Below are 22,820 nucleotides of genomic sequence, written 5' to 3'. Positions count from 1 at the left end.
GAAAATTTTCAGCTTTCTTGATTATCAGGATTGATAAAGACATTGACCGGGAGATCCCCCAGGGCAGCGCTGATCAACAGCTCCTTGTTGGGTGTGACTACGCCCGTTTGAAAAAGTCCCTTCCAGTTTTGTGCAGGGGCGGCGAACGGTAATTTCACCCGCGTATCGCCCCAAACCTGGGCATTGATCTGGGGAAACATCCCGTTTTCAAGCAGCGGATAAGACCAGCGCGGCACCACCACCAGCAACTGCCTGCCCTGATGTTCACGGTAGAACGCAACCACGCGTTCCGCGTGCTGGCCCAGCACTTCCAGCGGTGTATAGCTGCCATGGCGCAGCAGCTCGGGGCAGGCTTTACGCAGGCCCAGTACCTGGGCGATCACTGCCTGTTTGATACGCCCGTCGCGCCAGTTGAACAACAGTTCGCCGATGTCCGGTGGTGCCTGCAATGCACGTTGCCGCGCAGCGAAGTCCACCGGGCGCCGGTTGTCCGGGTCGACCAGGCTGAAGTCCCAGAACTCATCGCCCTGGTAAATATCCGGCACACCCGGCACGGTCAGATGAAGCAAGGTCTGCGCCAGCCCATTCAGGGCGCCGGCGGGGGCGATGGCCTGCGCAGCGCTGTCCAACGCACTGCGCAGCGGCGCACCGGCCTCACTGAGCAGCAGGCGCTTGAGGAACGCTTCCACCGCCTGTTCGTAAGCCTCGTTGGGCGCGCTCCAACTGCTCTGCAACTTGGCCTCGCGCAGGGCTTTTTGCTGCCACTGCCACAGGCGTTGCTGGTACGCCTCCAGATCGGGGTTGGGCTCCAGCGGCCAACTGCCCAGCAGCACCTGATAAAGAATCAGTTCATCACCCGCCGAGGGGCTCTCGGCGCTCTCGCGCAAAGGCTCGGCCAGGCGGCGCCAGTGCTCGACCTGTTCGGCATACCAGGAGGCGCACTCGCTGAGTACCGCCAGGCGCGCACGGGTGTCTTCGCCGCGTTTGTGGTCGTGGGTGGCGGTGGCCAGCAGGTTGCCGGGGAAGGTCTTCAGGCGTTGTTGATTGGCCGCATGGAAATCTGCCAACGGCGCACTGAATTGCTCGGTACTGAAACCCACATCGTTGCGCGACAACAACACCGCCGAACGATAGAAGGCGGTGTCTTCCACAGCCTTGGCGGCGGCGGGCGAGGTCAGTTGCTGGAAGCGCACGCAGGCATGCTTGAGCATCTTGCGCGCCCGGCCTACCGGGCGATTGCGCCAGGGCTGACCACCCAACCATTGTTCCAGATGGTCGAGCACCGGCCAGTCGCCTTCGTTGAGGGTACTGCGTGCACCCTCCATGGCCTGCTGGAACACCTTGTCGTCGGCCGCACTGCGGCCCTTGGCGCTGATATAGGTGCGGTACACCGGGAAATGCACAATCAGTTCCTGCAGGGCCCGGCGGATGGCGCCCAGGGTCAGGTCGCGGGTCATCACGTCATCGCGGGCCACTTGCAGCAGCGCCTGGGCCACGCTTTCGAAGTCGCCGCCCAACGAACCATTGAGGATCTGCTGGCGCGCCAGCCGCGCTTCTTCGCTGAAGGCTGAAGGCCGTTCGCTGTGACGCGTCCACATCTCGGCCAGCGGTGCAAAACCTTCGGGATGGTGTTGCAGCAAGGACAACTGGTCCATGAACTCGTAGCCGGTAGTGCCGTCCACCTGCCAGTCTTCACGCAAAGTTTCGCCTTCGCCAAGGATCTTTTCGACGAAGATCGGCAAGTGGCGCTCGGGTGACAGCGCGTCCACACGCCGACGCAATTTGCGGCAATAGCCACGCGGGTCAGCCAGGCCGTCGATATGGTCGATGCGCAGCCCGTCGACCAGCCCAGCGCTGATCAGCTCGAAAATCTTGCCATGGGTGGCTTCGAACACCGCCGTGCGTTCGACCCGCAGGCCGCCCAATTCATTGACGTCGAAGAAGCGCCGCCAGTTGATGTCGTCCGCGGCGGTGCGCCAACTGGCCAGGCGATAAGTCTGTTGTTCCAGCAGGTGATGCAGGCGCTCGAAGCCCTCGGGCTGGCGACTGTCGAATGCGGCCAGGCGTTGTTCAATAGCGGGTAGCAGCTCGCTGGCGCGTTCGGCCAAGGCTTGTTTGAGCGTGGTGGCTTCGGCGTAGGCGTCGTGCTGATAGGCGAGGGCGGCGAAACGTTCGGCCAGCGGTTTGAGTAACTCATCGTTGCCCAGGATCAGGCCGTAGTCCCTGGGGCAAATCGGAAAACGGTGTTCGTAATGCTCGACGTAGAAACTCCCCTGGGCGGCATCGAACTTGAGCGGGAGCGTGCCGTTCTGCAAGGCTTCGCCGTAATCGCTGCCGAGGAAGGGCATCAGCAACTGGCCCTTGAGCAGCGGGTCGGGGGAGTGCCACTGGATGTCGAAAAACTCGCTGTAGGGGCTCAGGCGGCCCCACTCCAGCAGGTCGAGCCACCAAGGGTTATCCGCGCCGCCCACGGCCATATGGTTGGAGACGATATCGAGGATCAAGCCCATGTCGTGCTCACGCAGCGCGCTGACCAGGCGACGCAACGCCGCTTCGCCACCCAGCTCTGGGTTGACGCGGGTCGGGTCTACCACATCGTAGCCGTGCATGGAGCCTGCGCGGGCGCTTAACAGTGGTGAAGCATACAGGTGGCTGATGCCCAGTTGGGCAAAGTACGGCACCAGTGGCACCGCGTCATCGAGGGTAAAACCTTTATGAAATTGCAGGCGCTGGGTGGCGCGCAGGGGCAGTGCGTTCATCGGTCACGCTCATAGGCTTGGTTGCGCGCCACGGCCAGCAGTTCGAGGCGACGCGCGGCGCTGTCATTGTCGAGCAGGCTGGCGGCTTCGCCGGGCAAGCGGCGGCGCCAATTGGGGTGGGTGTCGAGGGTGCCCGGCAGGTTGGCTTGCTCCTCGATGCCCAAAGCATCTTCCAGGGGCAACAACACCAGGGGCGCGCGGGTATGGCCCAGGTAGCGCACGCTGGCGTCGATCATATGGTCGGTGTCGTTGCGGATCTCATCGATGAAGTTCTGCGGGTCCTGGCTCAAGGCTTGGCGCAGTGCCTGGCGTTCGCGCAGGCGGTGTTCGCTCCATTGGTCCACGGTGGGCGCATCGATCAGGCCCAGCTGGATATTCCATTCGATATCGCGGCTGTGCCACCAGCCATTGAGGGTCGGCAAGTCGTGGGTACTGGTGGTGGCCAAGGCGTTGTCGGGCCAATCGAGGATGGGCTTGAACTGGCCGTCATGGTTCTGTTCGAACAGCAGCACACGCATACCCAGGATCGAGCGGGCGCTGAGCTTTTCGCGCAGGCCCTCAGGCACGGTGCCCAGGTCTTCACCGAGGACGATGGCCTGGTGGCGGTGCGATTCCAAGGCGAGCAAACGCAGCAGGTCGTCCACCGGGTAATACAAATAGGCGCCTTCGCGGGGTGATGCACCCAGGGGGATCACCCACAGGCGTTGCAGGCCCATCACATGGTCGATGCGCAAGCCGCCGGCATGGGCGAAGTTGGCTCGCAGCATTTCGATAAAGGCGCGAAAGCCATTGCGCTTGAGGCCCTCTGGGGAAAAGGCAGAGATCCCCCAACCTTGGCCTGCGCGGTTGAGAATGTCCGGTGGCGCGCCCACGGTCAGGTCGGCCAGCAGTTCGTCTTGACGGCTCCAGGCCTGGCTACCGCCGCCATCGGCACCCACCGCCAGGTCGGCGATCAGGCCGATGCCCATGCCGCTGCCACGGGCGGCTTGTTGCGCGCGCTCAAGGCTACGGGCGATCAGCCATTGGGTGAAGGCGAAATAGCCGATTTCGTCGCGGTTTTCCTCGGCGAACTGCGCCAGGGCCGGGCTTTGCGGCGTGCGCCAGGCTTCGGGCCATTGGCGCCAGTCCAGGTCCTCACCGGCGGCAGCACGCTGGGCCTGTATGGCTTCGAAGCGGCAGTGGTTTTCCAGGGCTTCGCCGCCGGTCTGGCGGAAGCTTTGGAAGTCGGCATGCTGGGGATGCGCGCCGTGGCGGAAGTCTTCATACAGTGTGCGCAGCAGGCGTTGCTTGGCCTTGGCGGCGGCCGGCCAGTCGATCAGCGGGAGCTGTTCCAGGGCATGCAACTCGTCAGCCAACCCGGCAGCTTCGATGGCGTTGCGCACCTCACGTTCACCGAGGATGCACGCCGGCGAAGCATACAGGCTGTTGAGAAACAGGCGGCTGGAGGGTGAATAAGGGCTGAAACGCTCGGTGTCGGCGCTGAACATCGCGTGCATCGGGCTGATCGCCACAGCGTCGGCGCCGCGCTCGGCGGCGGAACGCACCAGGTGCTCCAGAGCCAGGGTGTCGCCAAAACCGCCATCGCCGAGGCGGCGCAAGGCATAGAGTTGGGCGCTGAGGCCCCAGGCACGAGCGGGTTGGCTGTCGACCGCGTCGGCCACGCTGTAGCAGTGGCTGGGAGCGACGGCCAGGGTGAAGGTTTGCCCGTCGATATGCACCTGGTGGTAGCCCAGGGCGATCACGCCGGGCAGCACAGCCTCGCCGTCCAGGCGCAGTTCCAGGGTTCCGCCGCCTTCCAGGCTGACGCGACATGGGGTATCGGGGGCGAAATAACGCGCCAGGTCCAGGCCCGCGCCACTGTCGGTGGTCATCAACGGCGGCAGGTGGGTGTCTTGCTGCGCCTGCTCAAGTTGCTGCAGGCTGGCGTCGATCTCGGCATCGCTGTCGGCCGGGTGCCCAAGGCCTTTGAGCACGGCGCGCAGGGCATCAGGCTTTACATGCTGCGGGCGACCGTTGGCATCGATCCAATCGACGGCCAGGCCTGCGCGGCTGGCGAGAATTTCCAGGTTCGCTTCGCTCAAAGAATGTCTCCAACAGGGGATAAGCAAACGCGTGCGCTCAAGGGCGGTAAGTGCGCACCTTGCTGGGCAGGCGTTTGGAAAATAATCGGGTGGGGTGCCGGATGATCCAGGGGCTGTTCACTCAGGTTCAGGTCGATCTGCAGCACACGGCCGTTGCCCAGACGCCAGCGCGCGGTGACGGCATGGTCAGCCAGCACCTGCGCGCCCAGGGCCACCGTGCCGGGCAAGTGCGGCACCACGTGTGTGTGACGCAGGCTCAGCAGGTGACGGTAGAGCTGGGTGTGGTCGTTCTCGACGAAGGAGGGCACCGACTGTAAAAAGGTTTGCAGCGCGTTGGGGTCGGGGATGCGCTGGCGTTGCTCGGGGTCGTGAAACGCCGCGAAGTCGGCAAATTCATTGCGCCGCCCCTCACGCACCGCCTCGGCCAGTTCGCCATGATGGTCGGTAAAAAACAGGAAGGGCTCGGCGGCATTTACTTCGTCGCCCATGAACAGCATCGGGATCATGGGGCACAGCAGCAGCAGGGCGGTCGCGGCTTTCAGGGCCTGGGGCGAACACAACTGGTGCAGGCGTTCGCCCAGAGCGCGGTTGCCAACCTGGTCGTGGTTCTGCAGGAATGCGACGAAGGCGCTGGGGGGCAGTTCCGCACTGGGTTCGCCCCGTGCATGACCATGGCGTGTCGTTTCGCCCTGGTAGATGAACCCCTCGGCCAGGCAGCGCGCCAGCTTGGCGGTGGGCTGCTCGGCAAAATCGCTGTAGTAAGCGTCGGTTTCACCGGTGAGCAGTACGTGCAGCACATTATGAAAGTCGTCATTCCATTGGGCGTCGAAATCGTGCTGCAACAGGCTGGCCTGGTTCAGTTCGTTTTCCAGCATCAGCCACACGTGGCGTCCGCCGTCCACCTGCTGGCGTACCCGTTGTGCCAGTTCCTGTAGAAACCCGGGGTTGTCAATGGCGTGCACGGCATCCAGGCGCAGGCCGTCGAAGCGGTATTCGAGCAGCCACATCAGGGCGTTATCGAGGAAGAAATCCCGCACTTCACGGCGCTCGAAATCAATACCAGCGCCCCAGGGGGTGTGCACGTCCTCCTGGAAGAACCCCTGGGCGTACTGGCCCAGGTAATTGCCGTCGGGGCCGAAGTGGTTGTAGACCACATCGAGGATCACGGCCAAACCGTGGCCGTGGGCACTGTCGATCAGTTGCTTGAGTTGCTCGGGAGTGCCGTAGGTGGCGTGGGGCGCATAGGGCAGCACGCCGTCATAGCCCCAATTGCGTTCGCCGGGGAATTGCGCCAAAGGCATCAATTCAACTGCGGTGACGCCTAGTTCAGCCAGGCGGGGCAGGTGTTTCTCGACGGCAGCGTAGCCGCCCATGGCGCCGACGTGGAGTTCGTAGATCACCGCCGTGTGCCACGGGCGACCCTGCCACTGGCTGTGGCGCCATTCATAGGCGAGGGGGTCGACTACTCGGCTCCACCCATGCACATCCAGCGCCTGGGCCCTGGAAGCGGGGTCGGGCACCGTATTTTCGCCATCGATATTAAAGCGGTAAAGCGTGCCGGCAGGGCACGCGACTTCGACTTCGAACCAACCACCGGTCTGGGGAAGCATGACGATGGTTTTACCCTGTTCCAATTCAACGCTGACATAAAATGCGTCTGGCGCCCATAACGCAAAGCGCGTGCGGTGCGCGTCCAGCATGATTGCGCCGTGGGGCCAGGTTTCCAGAGTCCTTGACGGCATCTATGAAGACCTCCCTTAGTTGTTCCAGTCGTTACTTGTTCGATTTTCCCAATGCCTTGGCCACCAGTCGTTCATAGAGCTCGGCGTAGGGTTCCACGGCCTGGCACCAGTTGAACGGCTGGGTCATGGCACGGCTGCGCATGGCGTTGAGCAGACCGGGGAAGGCGAACACCTTGAAGGCGCGGCGCAGCGCCTCTTCGTAGCTTTGCACGGTGGATTCATTGAACAGGAAGCCGGTGACGCCATCCTCAATGGTGTCCGCCAGCCCGCCGGTGTTACGCGCCACCGGCAACGAGCCGAAGCGCTGCGCATACATCTGGCTCAGGCCGCAGGGTTCATAGCGTGACGGCATCAGCAGGAAATCGCTGCCGGCGAACATGCGGCGCGCATCGGTCTCGTTGAAGCCGATACGTACCCCCACCTGGCCCGGGAAGCGCAGTGCCAATTCGCGCATGGCCTGTTCTTCTTCCGGCTCGCCACGGCCGATGATCGCAATCTGGCCGCCGTTTTCGACGATGAAACTGGCGACGGCTTCGGTCAGGTCCAGGCCTTTCTGGTAGACCAGGCGCGAGACCACAGCGAACAGCGGGCCACTGGATGGCTGCAGCCCAAACAACTCGCGCACATGGGCGGCGTTGATAGCCTTACCTTCCCAGTCGCCGATATTGAAGTTGTGGATCAGATGCGTGTCGGTGGACGTCTCCCAGCTTTCGTCGATACCGTTGGGAATGCCGCTGAGCAGACCTTGCTGGGTCTTGCTGGCGAGGAATCCATCCAGGCCGCAACCGAATTCCGGGGTGGTGATCTCCTGGGCGTAGGTGGCGCTCACGGTGGTGATATGGCTGGAATACGCCATGCCCGCCTTGAGAAACGACATCTTGCCGTAGAACTCCATGCCTTCTTGTTGCAGGGCATGGGGCGGAATGCCCAGCTCTGGCGTCGAGGCCAGGCTGACCACGCCCTGGTAGGCCAGGTTATGAATGGTGAACAGGGTTGGCGTGCGCGACCCACGCCAGTGCATGTACGCCGGAGCCAGGCCCGCAGGCCAGTCATGGGCATGCACCAGGTCCGGGCACCAGTGGATTTGCGCGAGGTTGGCGGCCATGTCGGCGGCGGCCAGGCCCAGACGGGCGAAGCGGATATGGTTGTCTGGCCAGTCGCGACCATTGTTGGCGCCGTAGGGCGTGCCTTCACGCTCATACAGTTCGGGGCAGATCAGCACGTAGATGACCAGGCCGTCCTTGAGGTCCATGCGCCCGATCTTGCACGGTGGCAACGCAGCGTGGCCGCCCAGTTCACCGACGATATGAATCGGGTTGTCGCTTTCCATCACTTGCGGGTAACCCGGAATGAGTACTCGCACATCATGCAGGTGAGCCATGGCGCGGGGCAGGGCAGCGGAGACGTCGCCCAGGCCACCGGTTTTCACCAAGTCCGCGAACTCGGAGGTGACAAACAAGACTTTCTTTCGATTCGGATTCTGACTCACGACCGGCCGCACAGTGTTGGGCAGGTCGGCCAAAGACTTTGGCCCTCCTGCCGGCTGACTAAAACGCTCTCCCTGAGTATCTACTGCGGCACTGATCATAATGCACTCCCATCTGTTGGTTGGCTAATGGCCCGCTGCCATCGGCTCCGAGTGACCGCATCCTGCGGCCAGGCACACAAGCGCTATACAAGCTGGCAAGGCGTATGCCAGTTGCAACGTCGGCTTAAAAAGATTGGATGAGCGGGCATTCGGCCTGAAGCGCGCGTGCTCGCCCTTACCTAAAACTTGACCAGCGGCAGGTTTCGAAAGTTTAGATTTTTTGCGGGGTTTTTGTTTTGGAACGGACCCATCGGTCATGAGTCTAGGACAGATCCCAGCGCCTGCTGGGTTTTCAAGCCGATTTTGTAGGACAAAAAACTTTTATCGATATACCGCCCTGCCTCTGTAGGAGCGAGCTTGTTCGCGAAAAACCAAAGGCCGCCGAGTAAAACCAGAATGACCGCGTTATCGTTGGCGTTTTTCGCGAGCAAGCTCGCTCCTACCAAAAGACAGGGTCAAATAACGCACTAAAGTGGTGCGTCAGGTGAGCCCGCGAATGGGCACACCCTTGGCCCAGGCTTGGATATCTTCGATCATCTGCTGATAGAACTGCCGGTAATTCTGCTCGCTCACATACCCCACGTGTGGCGTCGCCAGTACATTGGGCAAGTGGCGAAACGGATGGTCAGCCGGCAGCGGTTCCTGGGCATATACATCCAGCGCCGCCCCGGCCAGACGACCGCTGCGTAACGCTTGCACCAGCGCCTGCTCATCCACAATCGGCCCGCGTGCGGTGTTCACCAGCCGCGCGGTGGGTTTCATCCAGCCCAAGGCTTGCGCATCCACCAGGCCACGGCTGCGCTCGCTGAGCACCAGGTGGATGGTCAGAATATCCGCCTGCTCAAACAGCTCGCGCTTGCTGACCCAGGTCACCCCCGATTCAGCCGCACGCTCCGGTGTGAGGTTTTCACTCCAGGCAATCACCCGCATACCAAAGACCTGGGCGAACTTTGCGACTTTCTGGCCAATGCTGCCCAGCCCCAGAATGCCCAAGGTCTTGCCATGCAGATCGCCGCCCAGACCGACCTGCCATCCGCCCGCACGCAGTGAGTTGGCTTCGGCGAGCAGGTTGCGTGTAGAGGCCATGATCAAGGCCCAGGTCAGTTCCGGTGCGGCGTGTTTATAGCTGTCGGTGCCGCACACCTGGATGCCCAGGGCCTTGGCTGCGGGAAGGTCGATGGCGGCATTGCGCATGCCGCCGGTCACCAGCAATTTGAGCTTGGGCAGCCCTTGCAGCAGGGCTTTGTCAAAGGTTGAGCGTTCGCGCATGAGGCAAATCACCTCGAACCCTTTCAAGCGCTCGATCATGGTGGCGGTATCGGCGGGGTAGTCGTTGAGAAAATGCACCTTGCCTACGCTGCCCAGCGTCGACCAATCCACCACGTCGCTGGCCACGTTTTGCCAGTCATCCAACACTGCGATCTGTATCGACATACACGCGGGCCTCGAAAAGGTTGAATTAGAGGGCGTTCAACCCCTGCAACAGGGCTTTATGAAACTGTTCCGGCTCTTCCATCTGGGGCGCATGGCCCAGGCCGGGGAACTCCACCAACGTGGCGCGGGGAATCAGCTTGGCCACCTGCTTGCCCAGTACCTCGTAATGACCAATTTTGGCCTTGACCGCCGCCGGCGCCACATCTTTGCCGATAGCGGTGGTGTCGCTGGTGCCGATCAGCAGCAGGGTGGGCACCTGCAAGTCCTTGAACTCGTAGTACACCGGTTGGGTGAAGATCATGTCGTAAATCAACGCCGAGTTCCAGGCAACCTGAAGATGCCCCGGGCCTTTGTTCAAGCCGGCGAGCATGTCTACCCAGCGCTCGTATTCAGGTTTCCAGCGCCCCACGTAATAGGTGTTTCGCTCATAGTTGCGTACACCGTCGGCGCTCAGTTTCAGCTCGCGCTGGTACCACTGGTCGACGCTCTGGTAAGGCACGCCGAGGGCTTTCCAGTCTTCCAGCCCAATGGGGTTCACCAGCCCCAACTGTTCGGTTTGCTGGGGGTACATCAGCGCATAGCGTGTGGCGAGCATGCCGCCGGTGGAATGGCCGATCACCGTGGCCTTTTGAATGCCGAGCTTTTCCAGCAGTTGATGGGTGTTGGTCGCCAGTTGCTGGAAGCTGTACTGGTAGTGGTCGGGCTTGCTGGAGGTGCAAAAGCCGATCTGGTCTGGGGCGATGACGCGGTAACCGGCGTCACTCAGCGCCTTGATCGAACCTTCCCAGGTGGCGCCGCAGAAGTTCTTGCCGTGCATCAGCACCACGCTGCGACCGTTTGGAGTACCGGTGGCGGGGACGTCCATGTAGCCCATTTGCAGGGATTTGCCTTGGGATTGGAAGGCGAAGTGTTGGAGGGGGTGGGGGTATTGGAAGCCTTGGAGTTCAGGACCATAGGCGGGGGATTCGGCGAATGCCGGCGCTGTGCCAACGAGTAGCAGGCCAGTGAGAGAAACTGTGTGCAAATTCACGATGGGCTTCTCCAAAGATAAAAAGAAGAGGGTGAGTCTGCTGCATTAACGTTTGATTAATCAGCGGTGCGCGGCGCTTGGCAGTGTGTCACCGAAATCGGACGGAAGGTTCACTTACCTGTTACTTCTGACAGTAGACGGGTTATGTCAACACGCGCCAACTAGTGGGGTCAAGCAACGTTGGAGGAGAAGATCATGAGCAAAACTACTTTTTCGGTTCCCATCGCAACCCATGTCACTATTATTGGCGAAAATATGCCCGGAGGCACGGTACGCGGAAGTTATAAATACAATGCGACAGGAGGCGAAGCGGAAGAAGGGCGGTCACTGTACCGCTGGTATGTGGGCGAAGCCCCGGGGCCTCTTACGAAAAATCTCGACCTCACTATTACGCAAGGTATGATTGGGCAACAAGTCCGATTTGCAGTCACGCCTGTCTCCGCTTCAGGGGTTAGCGGTAATGAAGTGTATTCGCAAGTTAAAACCATCGTCAGTGGCTATCAAAATATTTCGGAAGAGGAAAGCAATAGTAGTTTCATTAAGCAGTACGGTGCCTTTTCCTTGTATCGAAACGAACCCAATGATCGAATCGTAAACTCCACTTCGGGCGCATTCGCGTGGATGAGTGGTACCACGCAAAGTATCTTCGTGAAGGGACGCAACGATTCTGGTGGTATCCCGCCAGCAGAAATAGCTCAGTACCTGAACAATAATCCTGCCACTCGGATGTTTTCAACCGCAAAGGACTTTGCTGCGTTGGTGCCGGTGGTCGGCACCGCAAACCAATTGCTCCTGTGGGGACAGAATATCGGGCCTATCCCCCATGATTTGGATTTGAGCAATATTAAATACGTGTATTGCAATGAGTCGGCAATTGCCTGGATTTATGATAATCCGCCGCCGGGTAAAAACAGGATTGGTGCGTTCGGAAGCGTTGCCAACGGCGGAGGCGTACCTGACGATATACAAAAGTTTTTGTTCTTTGATCAACCCAAGGCTATCTACAGTACTGCGGCGGCCTTCGCGGTTCTCACCGAAAGCGGGCGGGTTTACGCGTGGGGGAGCCCAGCAGCGGGAGGTACCTTCGATCAGAACAAGCGAAAAGAGTTGGATCAGATAAACGTCACCCGAATTGTTTCCACAGCAGGCGCTTTTTGCGCGATCGGTGCGGTACGCATTGGTGATCCTACCGTTAGCACCGTTGTAACTTGGGGGCCGGCCAACAGCGGTGGCGCAATCTCCGCGGCTGACTTGGAAAAAATTCTGGATGGTGAGGGGGCACAACATGTGGTTGCCAATCGTGACTCTTTTGTCGTGATTACCAAGCGACGCGCAACCGCGTTGAGTTGGGGCGGCCCCTATGGTGGGGTAATGAGCGAAGAGGCCCGGATACTGGCCGCCCGCGGCTATATCGTGATGTGTGCAAGTACGGCATATGCGTTTTGCATTGTTAACGATGGCGGCGGTATTGCGGCCTGGGGCGTCAATGGCATGGGCGGAAACACGCCCACTGCCGAGGGCACCGCGGACTCAGAGGAGTCGTTCGCAGTCGTAGATGCGGGCGAAGTGCTTGAAGCCAGCGGTGCGAAGGAGCGTGTGCGGGCGGTGTTCGAAAAATTGCAGGTGGCCAATGTAAATCCACAGCGGTCGCACACGTCTGACACCGCCTGTGTCTGCCATAGCATCGGCAAGCAGCGCGTCAGTCTGACCCATCTTGTGACTCAGTTGGGCGATGTCACGTTGAGCTCGAATGACTCGAGTTTTTTCCTGTCGAGCAAGGGCAATGGTGGTGTAACGATTGATTTGATTACGTGGGGCCATGCAGGGTATGGCGGGGCGATGCCTTCGGCGACCCGTCAAGTGTTGATGGCCAGTCAAATCACCGATGTGTATTGCACGAACGGTGCCTACGCAATGATCACCAATCAGGGAGGGGTCACCGGGGCCGTCGTCGCGTTCGGCGCCAATAATGCTCAGCAGGAAGCAGGGCAGATACCTGATCTGCTTCAACCGCATTTGCGAGCGCAGATTAAAGAACTCTATTCCATCCAACAGATGCCCCCCTATAACCCAAATATTGGTCGGCAAGGCGCCTTCTCTGCAAGGCTTGGCAATGACACATGGGTCAATTGGGGAGGCACATTGCTTATTCCGAATGAACATATTGATCCCACAAAACCGTAAATCCAAAAGGACTGAAAGAGACTCCTGGTTGGAGTCTGTAATGGTAGGCGCAAACGGGGTCAGGCCTTAAGACTCTCAACGTGCCTAACCTGCCTAGTTGGAGGGTATTATGAAAATAACTGAATCTACCGACACTGTGCCGGAAGCAACCCAGGTTCTGATTTTGGGTGATGTGCATGTCAGCGCTACCGTGCGAGGGTTTTATATCTACAGTAACGCCGGTGGCAGCCCAGAGGGATTGTCTGAGTTTTATTGGCATCTCAACGGCGAACGACTTGAAAAAGAAGGCCAGGTGGACTTGAAACTAAGAGCCGCGGATGGCGGTAAGTATTTGCAGTTTTCGGTCATTCCTGTTGCGTCTGACGGTACGCGAGGTATTGAGCGTTTTTCTGAAACCTATAAAGTTATCTCAGGCTTTCAGAATATATCGGACGATGAAAATGAGTGGTGTTTCCTGAAGCAGCGCGGCAACTTTTCCTTTCACGTTCCGGAGCCTGCGGATCGGCTGTTCGTTTCTACGGGCGGGGTGTTTGCGCTGCTCGAGCCTACTACGGGTGACGTTCATCTGGAAGGTCAGACAGGCTGGGGTTTGCCGGTGCCACCGGAGATTGTGAACTTTCTGAAAAACAACAAGGCAATCAAGTTGTTTTCTTCAGAGGTGAGTTTCGCAGCGCTCATTCCATTGGGCGGTACCAACCAGTTGTTGATGTGGGGGCCCACCATTCCACCAACCCTTCCGCCGCTGCAAGGCGTACGGTCGGTCTACAGTACAAGAAGTGCATTCGCGATCATTTATAGCAACCCTCAGGGTGCCAGTAACCGAATCGCTGCCATCGGCCCGGTGGGCAGGCCCGTTTCCACTGTGCCCGATGAGATTCAATCAGCGCTGGTATGGGATCAACCCGAGGCCATTTATGCGACAGATGATGCATTTGCCGTGCGAACCAGTGGCGGTAAGGTTTACGCTTGGGGGCATCCTCACAACGGCGGCATCATCCCCGATGACGTCAGGAGACGACTCAACGCAATGTTTGTCACCCGGATTGTGGCAACGGCGATGTCGTTCTGCGCCATTGATGACAAGAATGGTGATTGCGTAGCGTGGGGGAACCCCGGTGGTGGTGGCGTCATCCCAGTTGTCCAGTACGGTAAAATTATTGAGGAGGGCGGCATTGAATCGCTGATTGCCGCCGAGAACGCATTTTGTGCCATCACTCGAAACCCTCGTCGGGCCTACAGTTGGGGGGCAGCCGGCCAGGGCGGAACCATGTCGGCCGGTGCGGCAGACTTGGCTGTTCGTGGGAATATCATTCTTTGCAGGGCCAATCGTTGGGCTTTCTTGATGGCCAATGCTTCAGGCCAGGCGGAGTCGTGGGGCGCAGCGCTTTATGGTGGTGCTCCACTGCCCAACAACGTGAAACGGGAAATAGAGAAGGCCTTCAGGATCAGCGCGGATCCTAACGTATCGCCCACGGACCTTCTCGCCGTGCCGGGGGAGCCAGAGCGCTCGCCTATCAAAGGGCAAAAGCCGAGGCACCACCCTAACGTTTCGTCCCGCGCCATTGTGCTGGAAGGCAATATCAGCGTGTATGCCAACGATGTCAGTTTCTTTCTGTTGAGTCGTCACGACGATGGAAGAACTCATGCGATCGTGCTGCACGGCTACCCTAGCCATGGGGCCGTCATGAGCCAGGGACTTCGGCAAACATTGATGGCCAGTTTGATCCGCGACGTGTACTGCACCAACGGGGCGTACGGTGTGATTACCACTCAGGGGGGCACAGTCGGGGCCGTTTCAGTCTGGGGTGCTACGCTGGCGATGGAGGATGCCGGAGAAATACCGCCTGAACTGGCCGAGCATGTTCGCAGTGACGTAGTGGAGCTATATTCCATCAAGCGTTTTCCCTATGTGAAGCAGCCCGATCCTCCACCTCGGCCGCCACCTCCACCACCGCCTCCACCGCCACCACCAAGACCTGTGCACATCGATCCCTCGTTTGCTGCGCGACGCACCGATGACACTTATGTGTTATGGGGCGGCAATGTAAAAAACCAACATTACGACCCTCGGGAGCACGATACGTAAAAACAGCCGCTTGGATGAACCTTATAACCCGCGCTTGCGCGGGTTATTTGCAAGCGACCTTGGTCTTTGTAACGAAGATTTGCATTCGAAGCACCCTCTCATTGTTACATCCAACTACGCCCTATGAAGTGCTTGGAGAACGCTATGAAAAAAATCAAGGCTAAACTTGTGATCCCGGAGGCCACTCATGTTCAAGTGGTGGGGGATGTTTTTGTCGGCGCAACCGTACATGGTTTTTATCTTTACAACAGCAATGGGGGTAGCCCAGAAGGATTGTCTAAATTCTATTGGTATATCAATGGTGAACGCCTGACGGACGAAGGGCAATTGGACATAAAGTTGAGAGCAGCGGACGGTGGGAAATTTCTACAGTTTTCGGTGGTTCCCGTATCGTCTGACGGCGCGCTGGGTGAAGAGGCTAAATCCCCGCTTTATCCAATAAATTCGGATTTTCAAAATATTTCTGATGAAGAAAACGAAGCATGTTATCTAAAACAGCGCGGTAATTTTTCATTTCACGTGCCCGAACCCACTGACAGGTTGTTTGTTTCCACGGGCGGCGTTTTTGCATTGCTTGACCCCTCCAGCGGCGATGTTCATCTAAAAGGGCAAAATGGATGGGGCTTACCGGTTCCACCCGAAATAATCAGTTTTTTGAAAAATAACAAGGCCGTTCGGTTGTTCTCGTCCGAACGCAGTTTCGCGGCGCTGGTGCCGCTGGGAAGTACTAACCAGTTGTTGTGTTGGGGGGGCGATGTTCCCGCCACGTTGCCACCCTTGCAGGGCATTCGCTCTGTTTACAGCACCCGAAGTGGCTTCGCTGTTATTTATAGTAACCCCGCTGCCGGGGCCAACCGTATTGCCGCAATTGGTCCAGTAAATAATCCCATTGCCACGATCCCCAATGCTATTCATCAAGCATTGCTCTTTGACCCACCCTTGGCTATTTACGCGGCAGATGACGCCTTTGCTGTGCGAACCCAGAACGGCCGTGTGTATGCGTGGGGTGATCCGAACAAAGGCGGCACGATACCACCCGCCGTTCGGGACCAGCTCAACTCGATGTTTATTACCCGGATTGTAGCGACAGCTATTTCCTTCTGTGCCATAACCGCTGATGGCGATTTTGCTGTATGGGGACATACGACGGGCGGCGGCACCATTCCCGTTGAACAATTGCGTCAGATCCTCAATGACGGCGGGATCGAATCGGTGATCGCGGCAACGACAGCCTTCTGCGCCATCACCCGAGGGCGTCGCATTGCTGTCAGTTGGGGGAGAGTGGGTGAAGGCGGGAACATGTCTGACGGTGCGGCCAACTTGGCCTTGCGTGGCAATATCATTCTTTGCACGGCCAACCGTTGGGCATTTGTGATCGCTAACCAATCGGGTCAGGCCGAGGCGTGGGGGGCCATCGGATTCGGGGGCGATCCGATACCACCTCAGGTAAAAGTGCAGTTTGAGGCGGCCTTTAACGGCGCTAATGCAGTCCCAGGTGACCCGCCCCGGCCTGGCACAAACAAGGAGCCGCAGAGACAACACAAAAACGTGTCGTCCAGAGCCATTATTGTGGATGGTCATCTCAGCTTATATGCCAATGATCACAGTTTTTTCTTACTCAGTCGCCACGATGACGGCAGGACCAATGCGATTGTTTTGCATGGCCTTCATACGTCTGGCGGCGAAATGAGTGCTGCGCTGCGGCAAACGTTAATGGCCAGCCTCATACGGGATGTTTATTGCACCAACGGGGCCTATGGGGTGATTACCACCCAGGGGGGAACGGAAGGGGCCGTGTCTGTATGGGGCGCCACTCTAAGGATGGAGGATGCGGGTGAAATTCCTCCCGAGTTGGCTGATTATGTGCGCAGCAATGTCGTTGAATTGTACTCGATAAAACGATTCCCTTATGTTGGAAACCCTCCACCGCCAAGGCCCGTTCATAACGACCCTTCATTTGCCGCGCGACGCACCGATGGTACCTATGTGTTATGGGGTGGCAATGTGGATAACCAATACTTCGACCCATCAGCCGAAAGCAACGATTAGTCATCCGGAAGGGTTCAACCGGCTTACACCCAAAGAAGAGGCAGCCACTGTGCGACTGCCTCTCAACATCCCCTCTCATTTACTCATCGCATGTATTCATGTCACCAGGGAAGTTTCCTGAACGACAATTTGATCCACCATAAACGTAGCAGCGGTCCCGACTGAGAGTGAAAGGCGGGCAGTGAGATTTTGCACGGGCGGAGCAGCGGGTGTAGTGAACACATGGCTGACCTTTGCCCAGTTTCGATTCGGCTCCACCGACCTGGTCGCGCTCATCGCTCCCAACTCAAGGCGTGCAGTAGTCATAGAAGTCGTGCCGGAAACCTTGCAATAGAAACTAACCTCATAGCGCGTGTTTACCTTCAGATCAAGGTAGGTTTTTTGTAGACCTGGTTGCACGGTTTCACCTGCAGTTTTGCTGGTACGCCAACAAATGTTTTCAGCCCCTTCCACCGCAAGCTCACCTCTTGCGTTGAGAATGTTTTCCCAGCCATTGCGGTCGTAATTGAAGAAATTCGTCAAATCACTGAAATAGGTCGCTCGTACGGTATAGGTTTTAGTGGGAAGCGGTATGGCCCTGGTGATGTCGGGGACACCGCTCAACGCCACCCAACCTTGAATCGTGAGGGGCGAGCCGTCCATCAGCAAACGTAATTGCTCTACCGGTGCGCGGCGGTTCAAGCCGATTAACGCGCCATCTTCACCTAAAGGTTCACCGGTATAGGTGCTTGTGTGAAATGGAAGGCCATTCGTGTCGGTGCCATAAAAGTCTTGCCAGACGATGCAAACAGGATGAATAAAATGCCAAGTGGGCGTTATGGTACGCGCCCCGGCAGTCAACCGAGAGAGCTGGAGTTCAGGCACATCGCCGATACCTTCGATATAGGTATTGGGCAATCCGGTGAGCGTCAGCAGATCCAGGGGTACGATCTCGGACTCATAAGGAATTGCGTCGCGCAAGAAACGGTACTGCACGCTTATTCGATGATTGGCCTCGCGGATTCCCTCGGCGATGATGCGCTCCGGTATCGGCGCCTCAACTTCCTGGGTCGTCGCGTTACCCTTGACCGCTACAGTGGTGCTGCCGGTGCCGTCAGCGGTCAGCCAATCCAGAAAAATATCCTCGTTGTCGCGCATTGGGAATCTTATGATCACCTGGGTGCCGCCCAACGCTGCCAGAGGGTTCAGTTGGTCAGGGAAAACAGAGGCGCCTCGAATAACAGGACGCCCCAAATTGATTCCAGCGCCCACAGTAAGCTTGAGTACCTCGGAGCGTAGCACTTGCTCGGGGGGGGCCTTGCGCAGCAGGCTGTAGGTGATAGTCAGGGTACCGCCGTTATTACGGTCAACGATATCTCGCGGCACCGCTAATGGCAGTTCTTTGCCCTCTGTGCCTGTATTAATGTTGATCGTGCCATGGAGCGAGGCGTCAGGTTTGGAACCCAGTATGGTGTAGTGAAGGACGTCTTTGTCTTGGGTGCCCGTATAAGTAAATATCACCCGTACCGTTGGCCCTATCACATGTTCTGGGTTGATGTTATTGCCAATGCTGCCCTCTAGCCGTGCCACCGGCATTGTAGGGTTGCGTGCACCGACCTGGATGCCCAGCTCCACGGATTTTCGAACGGTGAGTACGCCAAGGCCAGGCGGTTTTTTTGCCTTGCCATCGTCGACCAGGTAATAAGCAACGACATTGCTGCGCCCCCTGAACCTTTGTAGTACCGCTTGGGAGATCAATCGCGTGCCACCCGGTTCGCCCGCCAACTCGCCCTGCTCGTAGTAAGCGCCACCACCGCCGGCCACGACTTCCTCTATGACTAAGGTTTCCCATAAATCGAACGCATACGGAATGTAGTCGTGGGGGATGTGGGCTACGCAGTAATGATCAGGGTCAATCAACCCCAACTCAATCGGTTCGATGGTGAGCGGCGGCATCCTTACCGGCGTGCCCACCACCACGATCATGATGCTGGCTGATTGCCCGAGTGTATTGCCGGCGCTGTCACGCCATTCGTAAGATGCGTTGAACGATCCTCCTACAATTTCAAAGATGATTTCAGCGGGAACCGACGTGATGGTCTCGCCGATGTTTTGGTCTTCTACGCTATCTAATACGAAGGATTTCGTCGTGCCATCCGCCAGGGTCGCCCTCAAGGTAACGGTGACGAGGTGACGGGGGGCCGGAATGGGAGGGGGGATCACATCGGGGCGTGCTTTCACACTGAACTGCGAGGCGTGATCTCTATCAAAATCTACCTGTGGTGCCGCAGTTCCATTTATGAGGAACTCGGGTGCGCTACGTAAGTTGGGATCTAGTTCACTGATAAGTTGGTACGGCTTGGAAAACTGATATTTTTCACCACCAGAAATATTCTCCACAAAGTCGATCACTCGGTACCTGATGGTAATTGATCCTTTTAGGCTACCCTGAGTAATAATATCCTTCGGAACATGTACTTTGACTTCCCCGGCGTCGACGTCGGCTTGGGTCAACCGCTGCTTAACTTCGATACCGTCCCACTGCAGATCGATAAGATCATTCCTGCGCATATGGAGATACGGGTGTATGACACACCACAATCCATTGGTGATATCAGCAGGCTTAATAGGCTCACCTTCTGCAAAACCCTCCACCTCCATGGTCAGCCCATCATGCCATCCGGGCAATCCCGGTTCTGGGTCTTTACTGACCCCGCCCGGGCGAGTGGTCTTGACGTAAATAAATTGCCCGGGTGAATCGCTGGGGGTGCCAGGGCCTACACGCACGACACGTCCTTTGATAAAGACTTCGCCTCTAGGAACATTGTGTTCAGGTACATGCAGCGGGTAACGAGCCTCTGTGGTCGAAATAACTGAATCACGGGCGAGCGGAAGCGTATCCCTGTCCGTGTACAGCTGGTATTCATCAAACTGATTGAGTGTCGCCCAGCGCTCGAACAGCATGGTGAGATGAGGCACTACTTGGCGGATACCTAGTCCGTAATCATAGCGTTCGTCAGGAAAAGGAGTCATGTCCACTTTAGAAAACCTTGAATAAGGCTCATCTAAGTCAACATGAACCCTTTGCCCTGTCGGAAGGGATTGAGGGCTTTTATCAGGTGGGATAATGGGATCAGTCGGCATGGTCAACACTCCTTGCACTAAGAGACGCACCTAGTAATCGCGGGCGCATGGGCAAGAGTGATGAGGCGCTGGGCAGCAGCGGATGTCTAGCTGTCAGGATTGACAGTGGCGACAAGTGGTCATTATTGAGCAGAGAGGTGGAGCAGGGTGAGTACAGTCAGCGCGGCATACCGCGCACTCTTGGCCACGCTGACCAACAGCAAAAAACGCCACAACGGCTCACGCATCACACCAGCCACCAACGTCAGCGGGTCACCAATGATCGGCACCCAGCTGAGCAACAACGTCCAATGCCCCCAGCGCGCGTAATGGCTGCGAGCCTTGTCCAGCTGCCTGGTGCTGACCGGGAACCAGCGCCGTTCCTTGAAGCGTTCCACCGAGCGCCCCAGCAGCCAATTGACCAGCGAGCCCAGCACGTTACCCAAAGTCGCGATGCCCAGCAGCAGCCATAGGTTGTAATGCCCGCTGAGCAGCAGGCCCACCAACACGGCTTCCGATTGCAGGGGCAATAACGTCGCGGCGCCAAATGCCGCGACGAACAGCCCCAGGTAACCCATCAACACCGGTCAGTGAGCCGGGTAGTCCGCTACCACCACATCGTTGCCGTCTCGGGTCAGGCCAATGATTTGATAGGCCTCGCTGCGTCCGTCCACTTCCATGCCTGGTGAGCCTAAGGGCATACCCGGTGCGGCAAGGCCCAGCAGGTCGTCGCGTTTGCGCAAGGCCAGGACCTGCTCGGCGGGTACGTGGCCTTCGACGAATTTGCCGTCGATGACCGCGGTGTGGCAGGAGCCAAGCCGTGGCGCGACGCCCAGACGCTGTTTCACCGCGCTCATGTCGGCTTCAACGTGGTCGTTGACCTTGAAACCGTTGCTCTCCAAGTGGCTGATCCACTTTTTGCAGCAGCCGCAGTTGGCGTCGCGGTGGACGTCGATGGGGATCAACTCGGCGGCCTGGGCCAAGGTAGTGGTGAACAAGGCACTGAGCAGGGCCAGTCGCAATGGGGTTTTCATCGTGGGTCTCACTGAAGGCGCGGCGATAAGCCGGGCATTCTCCCTGCTTTTGCGGGTATGTTTGCAATGTGACGCCGTTGTAATGTTTCTAAATTATACGAAGCGCTGGTTTTCCAGTCGCTGCTTGAGCCGGTCCAACGCAATCGCCGACAACGCGACCATGCGCTCGTGCAAAGACGCCAGTTGCAGTTCGGTTTCATAAGTCAGCACCCGCTTGAACAGCGTGCCGCCCTGATGAGCGCGCAAGTAGTAATGAATGGAACCATCAACCGGCAAGGAGGTGAACACGGTTTTGAACTCGCTGGGGCGGCGGGCGATTTGTACGCGGTAACTCATGGGGACGCGTATGCCCAGCAGGTCGATGATTTCGGTAAAGCGCGTGCCGATCGGCAATGAACCGGTGGTGCCGGTGTCGGCGCTAAGGGAGGTGGGGTGCCACTCGTGCCAGCGGTCGGGCTGGGTCACATAGTCATAAACCGCCTCGATCGGCGTGTGGATGAAGCGTTCCTGACTGATCTGCTCCAAGCGGACCGAATGCTCAGTCGCGTGCATGACACACCTCCTGTGTGGCGGTTTTTACACTAGGAGCTGTGAGGATAGTCTGACGCCCGCGCTTTGCACGGGCGTCGGCAGGCCGTTCGTCAATCCCGCTGAGAACGGCCCGGACAAGAGTTCCCAGCAGGCACTAGATATCCAGCATGGCCAGCACTTCCTTGGGGTAACGCAGGCCTGCGGTTGCATCGGCAGGGAAGATTGCATCCAGCGCAGCCAGTTCGTCCGCGCTGAGAGAAATCGACAGCGCCTCCACATTCTCTTGCAGATAGGTGCGCCGCTTGGTGCCGGGAATCGGGATGATGTAATCGCCTTGAGCCAATACCCAGGCCAGCGCCAGTTGCCCGGCCGTCACACCTTTGTCTGCCGCCAGCGTCTTGACCTGTTCTACCAGCCGCAGGTTTTTCGCAAAGTTCTCACCCTGAAAGCGCGGGCTGAAGCGTCGGTAATCATCGGCGCCGAAATCATCCGGGCTCTTCAACGCGCCGGTGAGAAAGCCTCGGCCCAGTGGGCTGTACGGCACAAACGCGATGCCCAGGCGCTGGCAGGCCGCGAGGCAGCCATTGTCTTGCTGGTCGCGGCTCCATAGCGAATATTCACTTTGCAGGGCGCTGATGGGATGGACCTTATGCGCCCGTTCCAGAGTAGCGGCAGACGCCTCGCTCAGGCCCAGGTAGCGCACCTTGCCTTGTTTTATCAGGTCGGCCATGGCACCCACGGTTTCTTCGATGGCCACGTCGGGGTCGATACGGTGCTGGTAGTACAGGTCCAGCGTATCCACCCCCAGGCGTTGCAAGGTGCCGTCGATGGCGTTGCGGATATAGTCGGGCCGGCCATTCACCCCGCGCACTACGGGGTTGGCAGGGTCGCGCACAATCCCGAATTTACTGGCCAGGAACACCTGGTCGCGCTTGCCGGCAATAGCCTTGCCGATCAGTTGCTCATTGGTGTGCGGGCCGTACATGTCCGCGGTATCGAGAAAGTTGACGCCCAGCTCCAGGGCGCGGTGCAAGGTTGCGGTGGCTTCGGTGGTATCGCTGCCGGGCGTGTAGAAATCGGTCATGCCCATGCAGCCAAGGCCAATGGCAGACACATGCGGGCCGTTTTTACCGAGTTGTCGAGTGTGCATAGGGAAGCTCCTGGTGATGAGGGGCCCATTGTTACCCTTGAAAAAATGCA

General features: G+C 58.4%; 15 protein-coding genes. 3 read left to right on the top strand and 12 right to left on the bottom strand.

The genetic code is table 11. The features are described from left to right. Positions 1 to 8: 8 nt before the first annotated feature. The 7 genes from GH769_RS11750 to GH769_RS11720 form a co-directional block, all read right to left on the bottom strand. Positions 9 to 2,759 (bottom strand): malto-oligosyltrehalose synthase, encoded by a 2,751-nt coding sequence (locus tag GH769_RS11750; protein ID WP_032902421.1) that lies wholly within the window; start codon positions 2,757 to 2,759, stop codon positions 9 to 11. Next, positions 2,756 to 4,840: a 4-alpha-glucanotransferase gene (gene malQ, locus GH769_RS11745; protein ID WP_032902420.1), complete on the bottom strand. Its 2,085-nt coding sequence runs from the start codon at positions 4,838 to 4,840 to the stop codon at positions 2,756 to 2,758. The genes GH769_RS11750 and malQ overlap by 4 nt, the downstream gene beginning before the upstream one ends. Beyond that, the gene (gene treZ / locus GH769_RS11740; protein WP_032902419.1) at positions 4,837 to 6,582 is read right to left on the bottom strand and encodes a malto-oligosyltrehalose trehalohydrolase; all 1,746 of its coding nucleotides are present in this window, start codon (positions 6,580 to 6,582) and stop codon (positions 4,837 to 4,839) included. Before treZ ends, malQ begins: the two co-directional genes overlap by 4 nt. 31 nt (positions 6,583 to 6,613) lie before the next feature. Then, positions 6,614 to 8,170 carry a glycogen synthase GlgA gene (glgA, locus tag GH769_RS11735; protein ID WP_081036816.1) on the bottom strand — a complete coding sequence of 519 codons (1,557 nt, stop codon included), beginning with the start codon at positions 8,168 to 8,170 and terminating at the stop codon, positions 6,614 to 6,616. Between the two features lie 254 nt (positions 8,171 to 8,424). Beyond that, positions 8,425 to 8,601: a hypothetical protein gene (locus GH769_RS11730; RefSeq protein ID WP_153649766.1), complete on the bottom strand. Its 177-nt coding sequence runs from the start codon at positions 8,599 to 8,601 to the stop codon at positions 8,425 to 8,427. A gap of 49 nt (positions 8,602 to 8,650) precedes the next feature. Next, positions 8,651 to 9,604 (bottom strand): D-2-hydroxyacid dehydrogenase family protein, encoded by a 954-nt coding sequence (locus GH769_RS11725; RefSeq protein ID WP_032902416.1) that lies wholly within the window; start codon positions 9,602 to 9,604, stop codon positions 8,651 to 8,653. Positions 9,605 to 9,629: 25 nt separating this feature from the next. Further along, positions 9,630 to 10,634: an alpha/beta fold hydrolase gene (locus GH769_RS11720; protein WP_372242392.1), complete on the bottom strand. Its 1,005-nt coding sequence runs from the start codon at positions 10,632 to 10,634 to the stop codon at positions 9,630 to 9,632. A 195-nt stretch (positions 10,635 to 10,829) separates the two neighbouring features. Here GH769_RS11720 and GH769_RS11715 point away from each other — a divergent pair, with 195 nt between their 5' ends. The 3 genes from GH769_RS11715 to GH769_RS11705 all read left to right on the top strand — a co-directional run bounded on the left by GH769_RS11715 (position 10,830) and on the right by GH769_RS11705 (position 16,953). After that, a complete protein-coding gene (locus GH769_RS11715; RefSeq protein ID WP_032902415.1) occupies positions 10,830 to 12,818 on the top strand; it encodes a hypothetical protein in 1,989 nt (662 codons plus the stop codon). A gap of 109 nt (positions 12,819 to 12,927) precedes the next feature. Beyond that, a complete protein-coding gene (locus GH769_RS11710; protein ID WP_032902414.1) occupies positions 12,928 to 14,904 on the top strand; it encodes a hypothetical protein in 1,977 nt (658 codons plus the stop codon). A gap of 144 nt (positions 14,905 to 15,048) precedes the next feature. Further along, entirely contained in the window at positions 15,049 to 16,953 is a 1,905-nt protein-coding gene (locus GH769_RS11705) for a hypothetical protein (protein ID WP_050587225.1), read from the top strand. 96 nt (positions 16,954 to 17,049) lie between these two features. Here GH769_RS11705 and GH769_RS11700 read toward each other — a convergent pair whose 3' ends face one another. From GH769_RS11700 to GH769_RS11680, 5 genes are all read right to left on the bottom strand, one after another. Further along, on the bottom strand, positions 17,050 to 20,076 hold the full coding sequence (locus GH769_RS11700; RefSeq protein WP_050587224.1) for a hypothetical protein: 3,027 nt from the start codon (positions 20,074 to 20,076) through the stop codon (positions 17,050 to 17,052). A 122-nt stretch (positions 20,077 to 20,198) separates the two neighbouring features. Further along, the gene (locus GH769_RS11695) at positions 20,199 to 20,639 is read right to left on the bottom strand and encodes a YqaA family protein (protein WP_032902413.1); all 441 of its coding nucleotides are present in this window, start codon (positions 20,637 to 20,639) and stop codon (positions 20,199 to 20,201) included. Between the two features lie 3 nt (positions 20,640 to 20,642). After that, entirely contained in the window at positions 20,643 to 21,089 is a 447-nt protein-coding gene (locus GH769_RS11690; RefSeq protein WP_032902412.1) for a DUF411 domain-containing protein, read from the bottom strand. A gap of 93 nt (positions 21,090 to 21,182) precedes the next feature. Next, positions 21,183 to 21,641, bottom strand: a complete 459-nt coding sequence (locus GH769_RS11685) for an SRPBCC family protein (protein WP_032902411.1) — start codon at positions 21,639 to 21,641, stop codon at positions 21,183 to 21,185. 133 nt (positions 21,642 to 21,774) lie between these two features. Further along, positions 21,775 to 22,770 (bottom strand): aldo/keto reductase, encoded by a 996-nt coding sequence (locus GH769_RS11680; protein ID WP_032902410.1) that lies wholly within the window; start codon positions 22,768 to 22,770, stop codon positions 21,775 to 21,777. Positions 22,771 to 22,820 lie beyond the last annotated feature (50 nt).

It is taken from the genome of Pseudomonas sp. CFSAN084952 (assembly GCF_009648855.1).
In the GTDB taxonomy this organism is placed as follows: domain Bacteria; phylum Pseudomonadota; class Gammaproteobacteria; order Pseudomonadales; family Pseudomonadaceae; genus Aquipseudomonas; species Aquipseudomonas paracarnis.
This window is presented reverse-complemented; position numbering and strand designations above follow the sequence as displayed.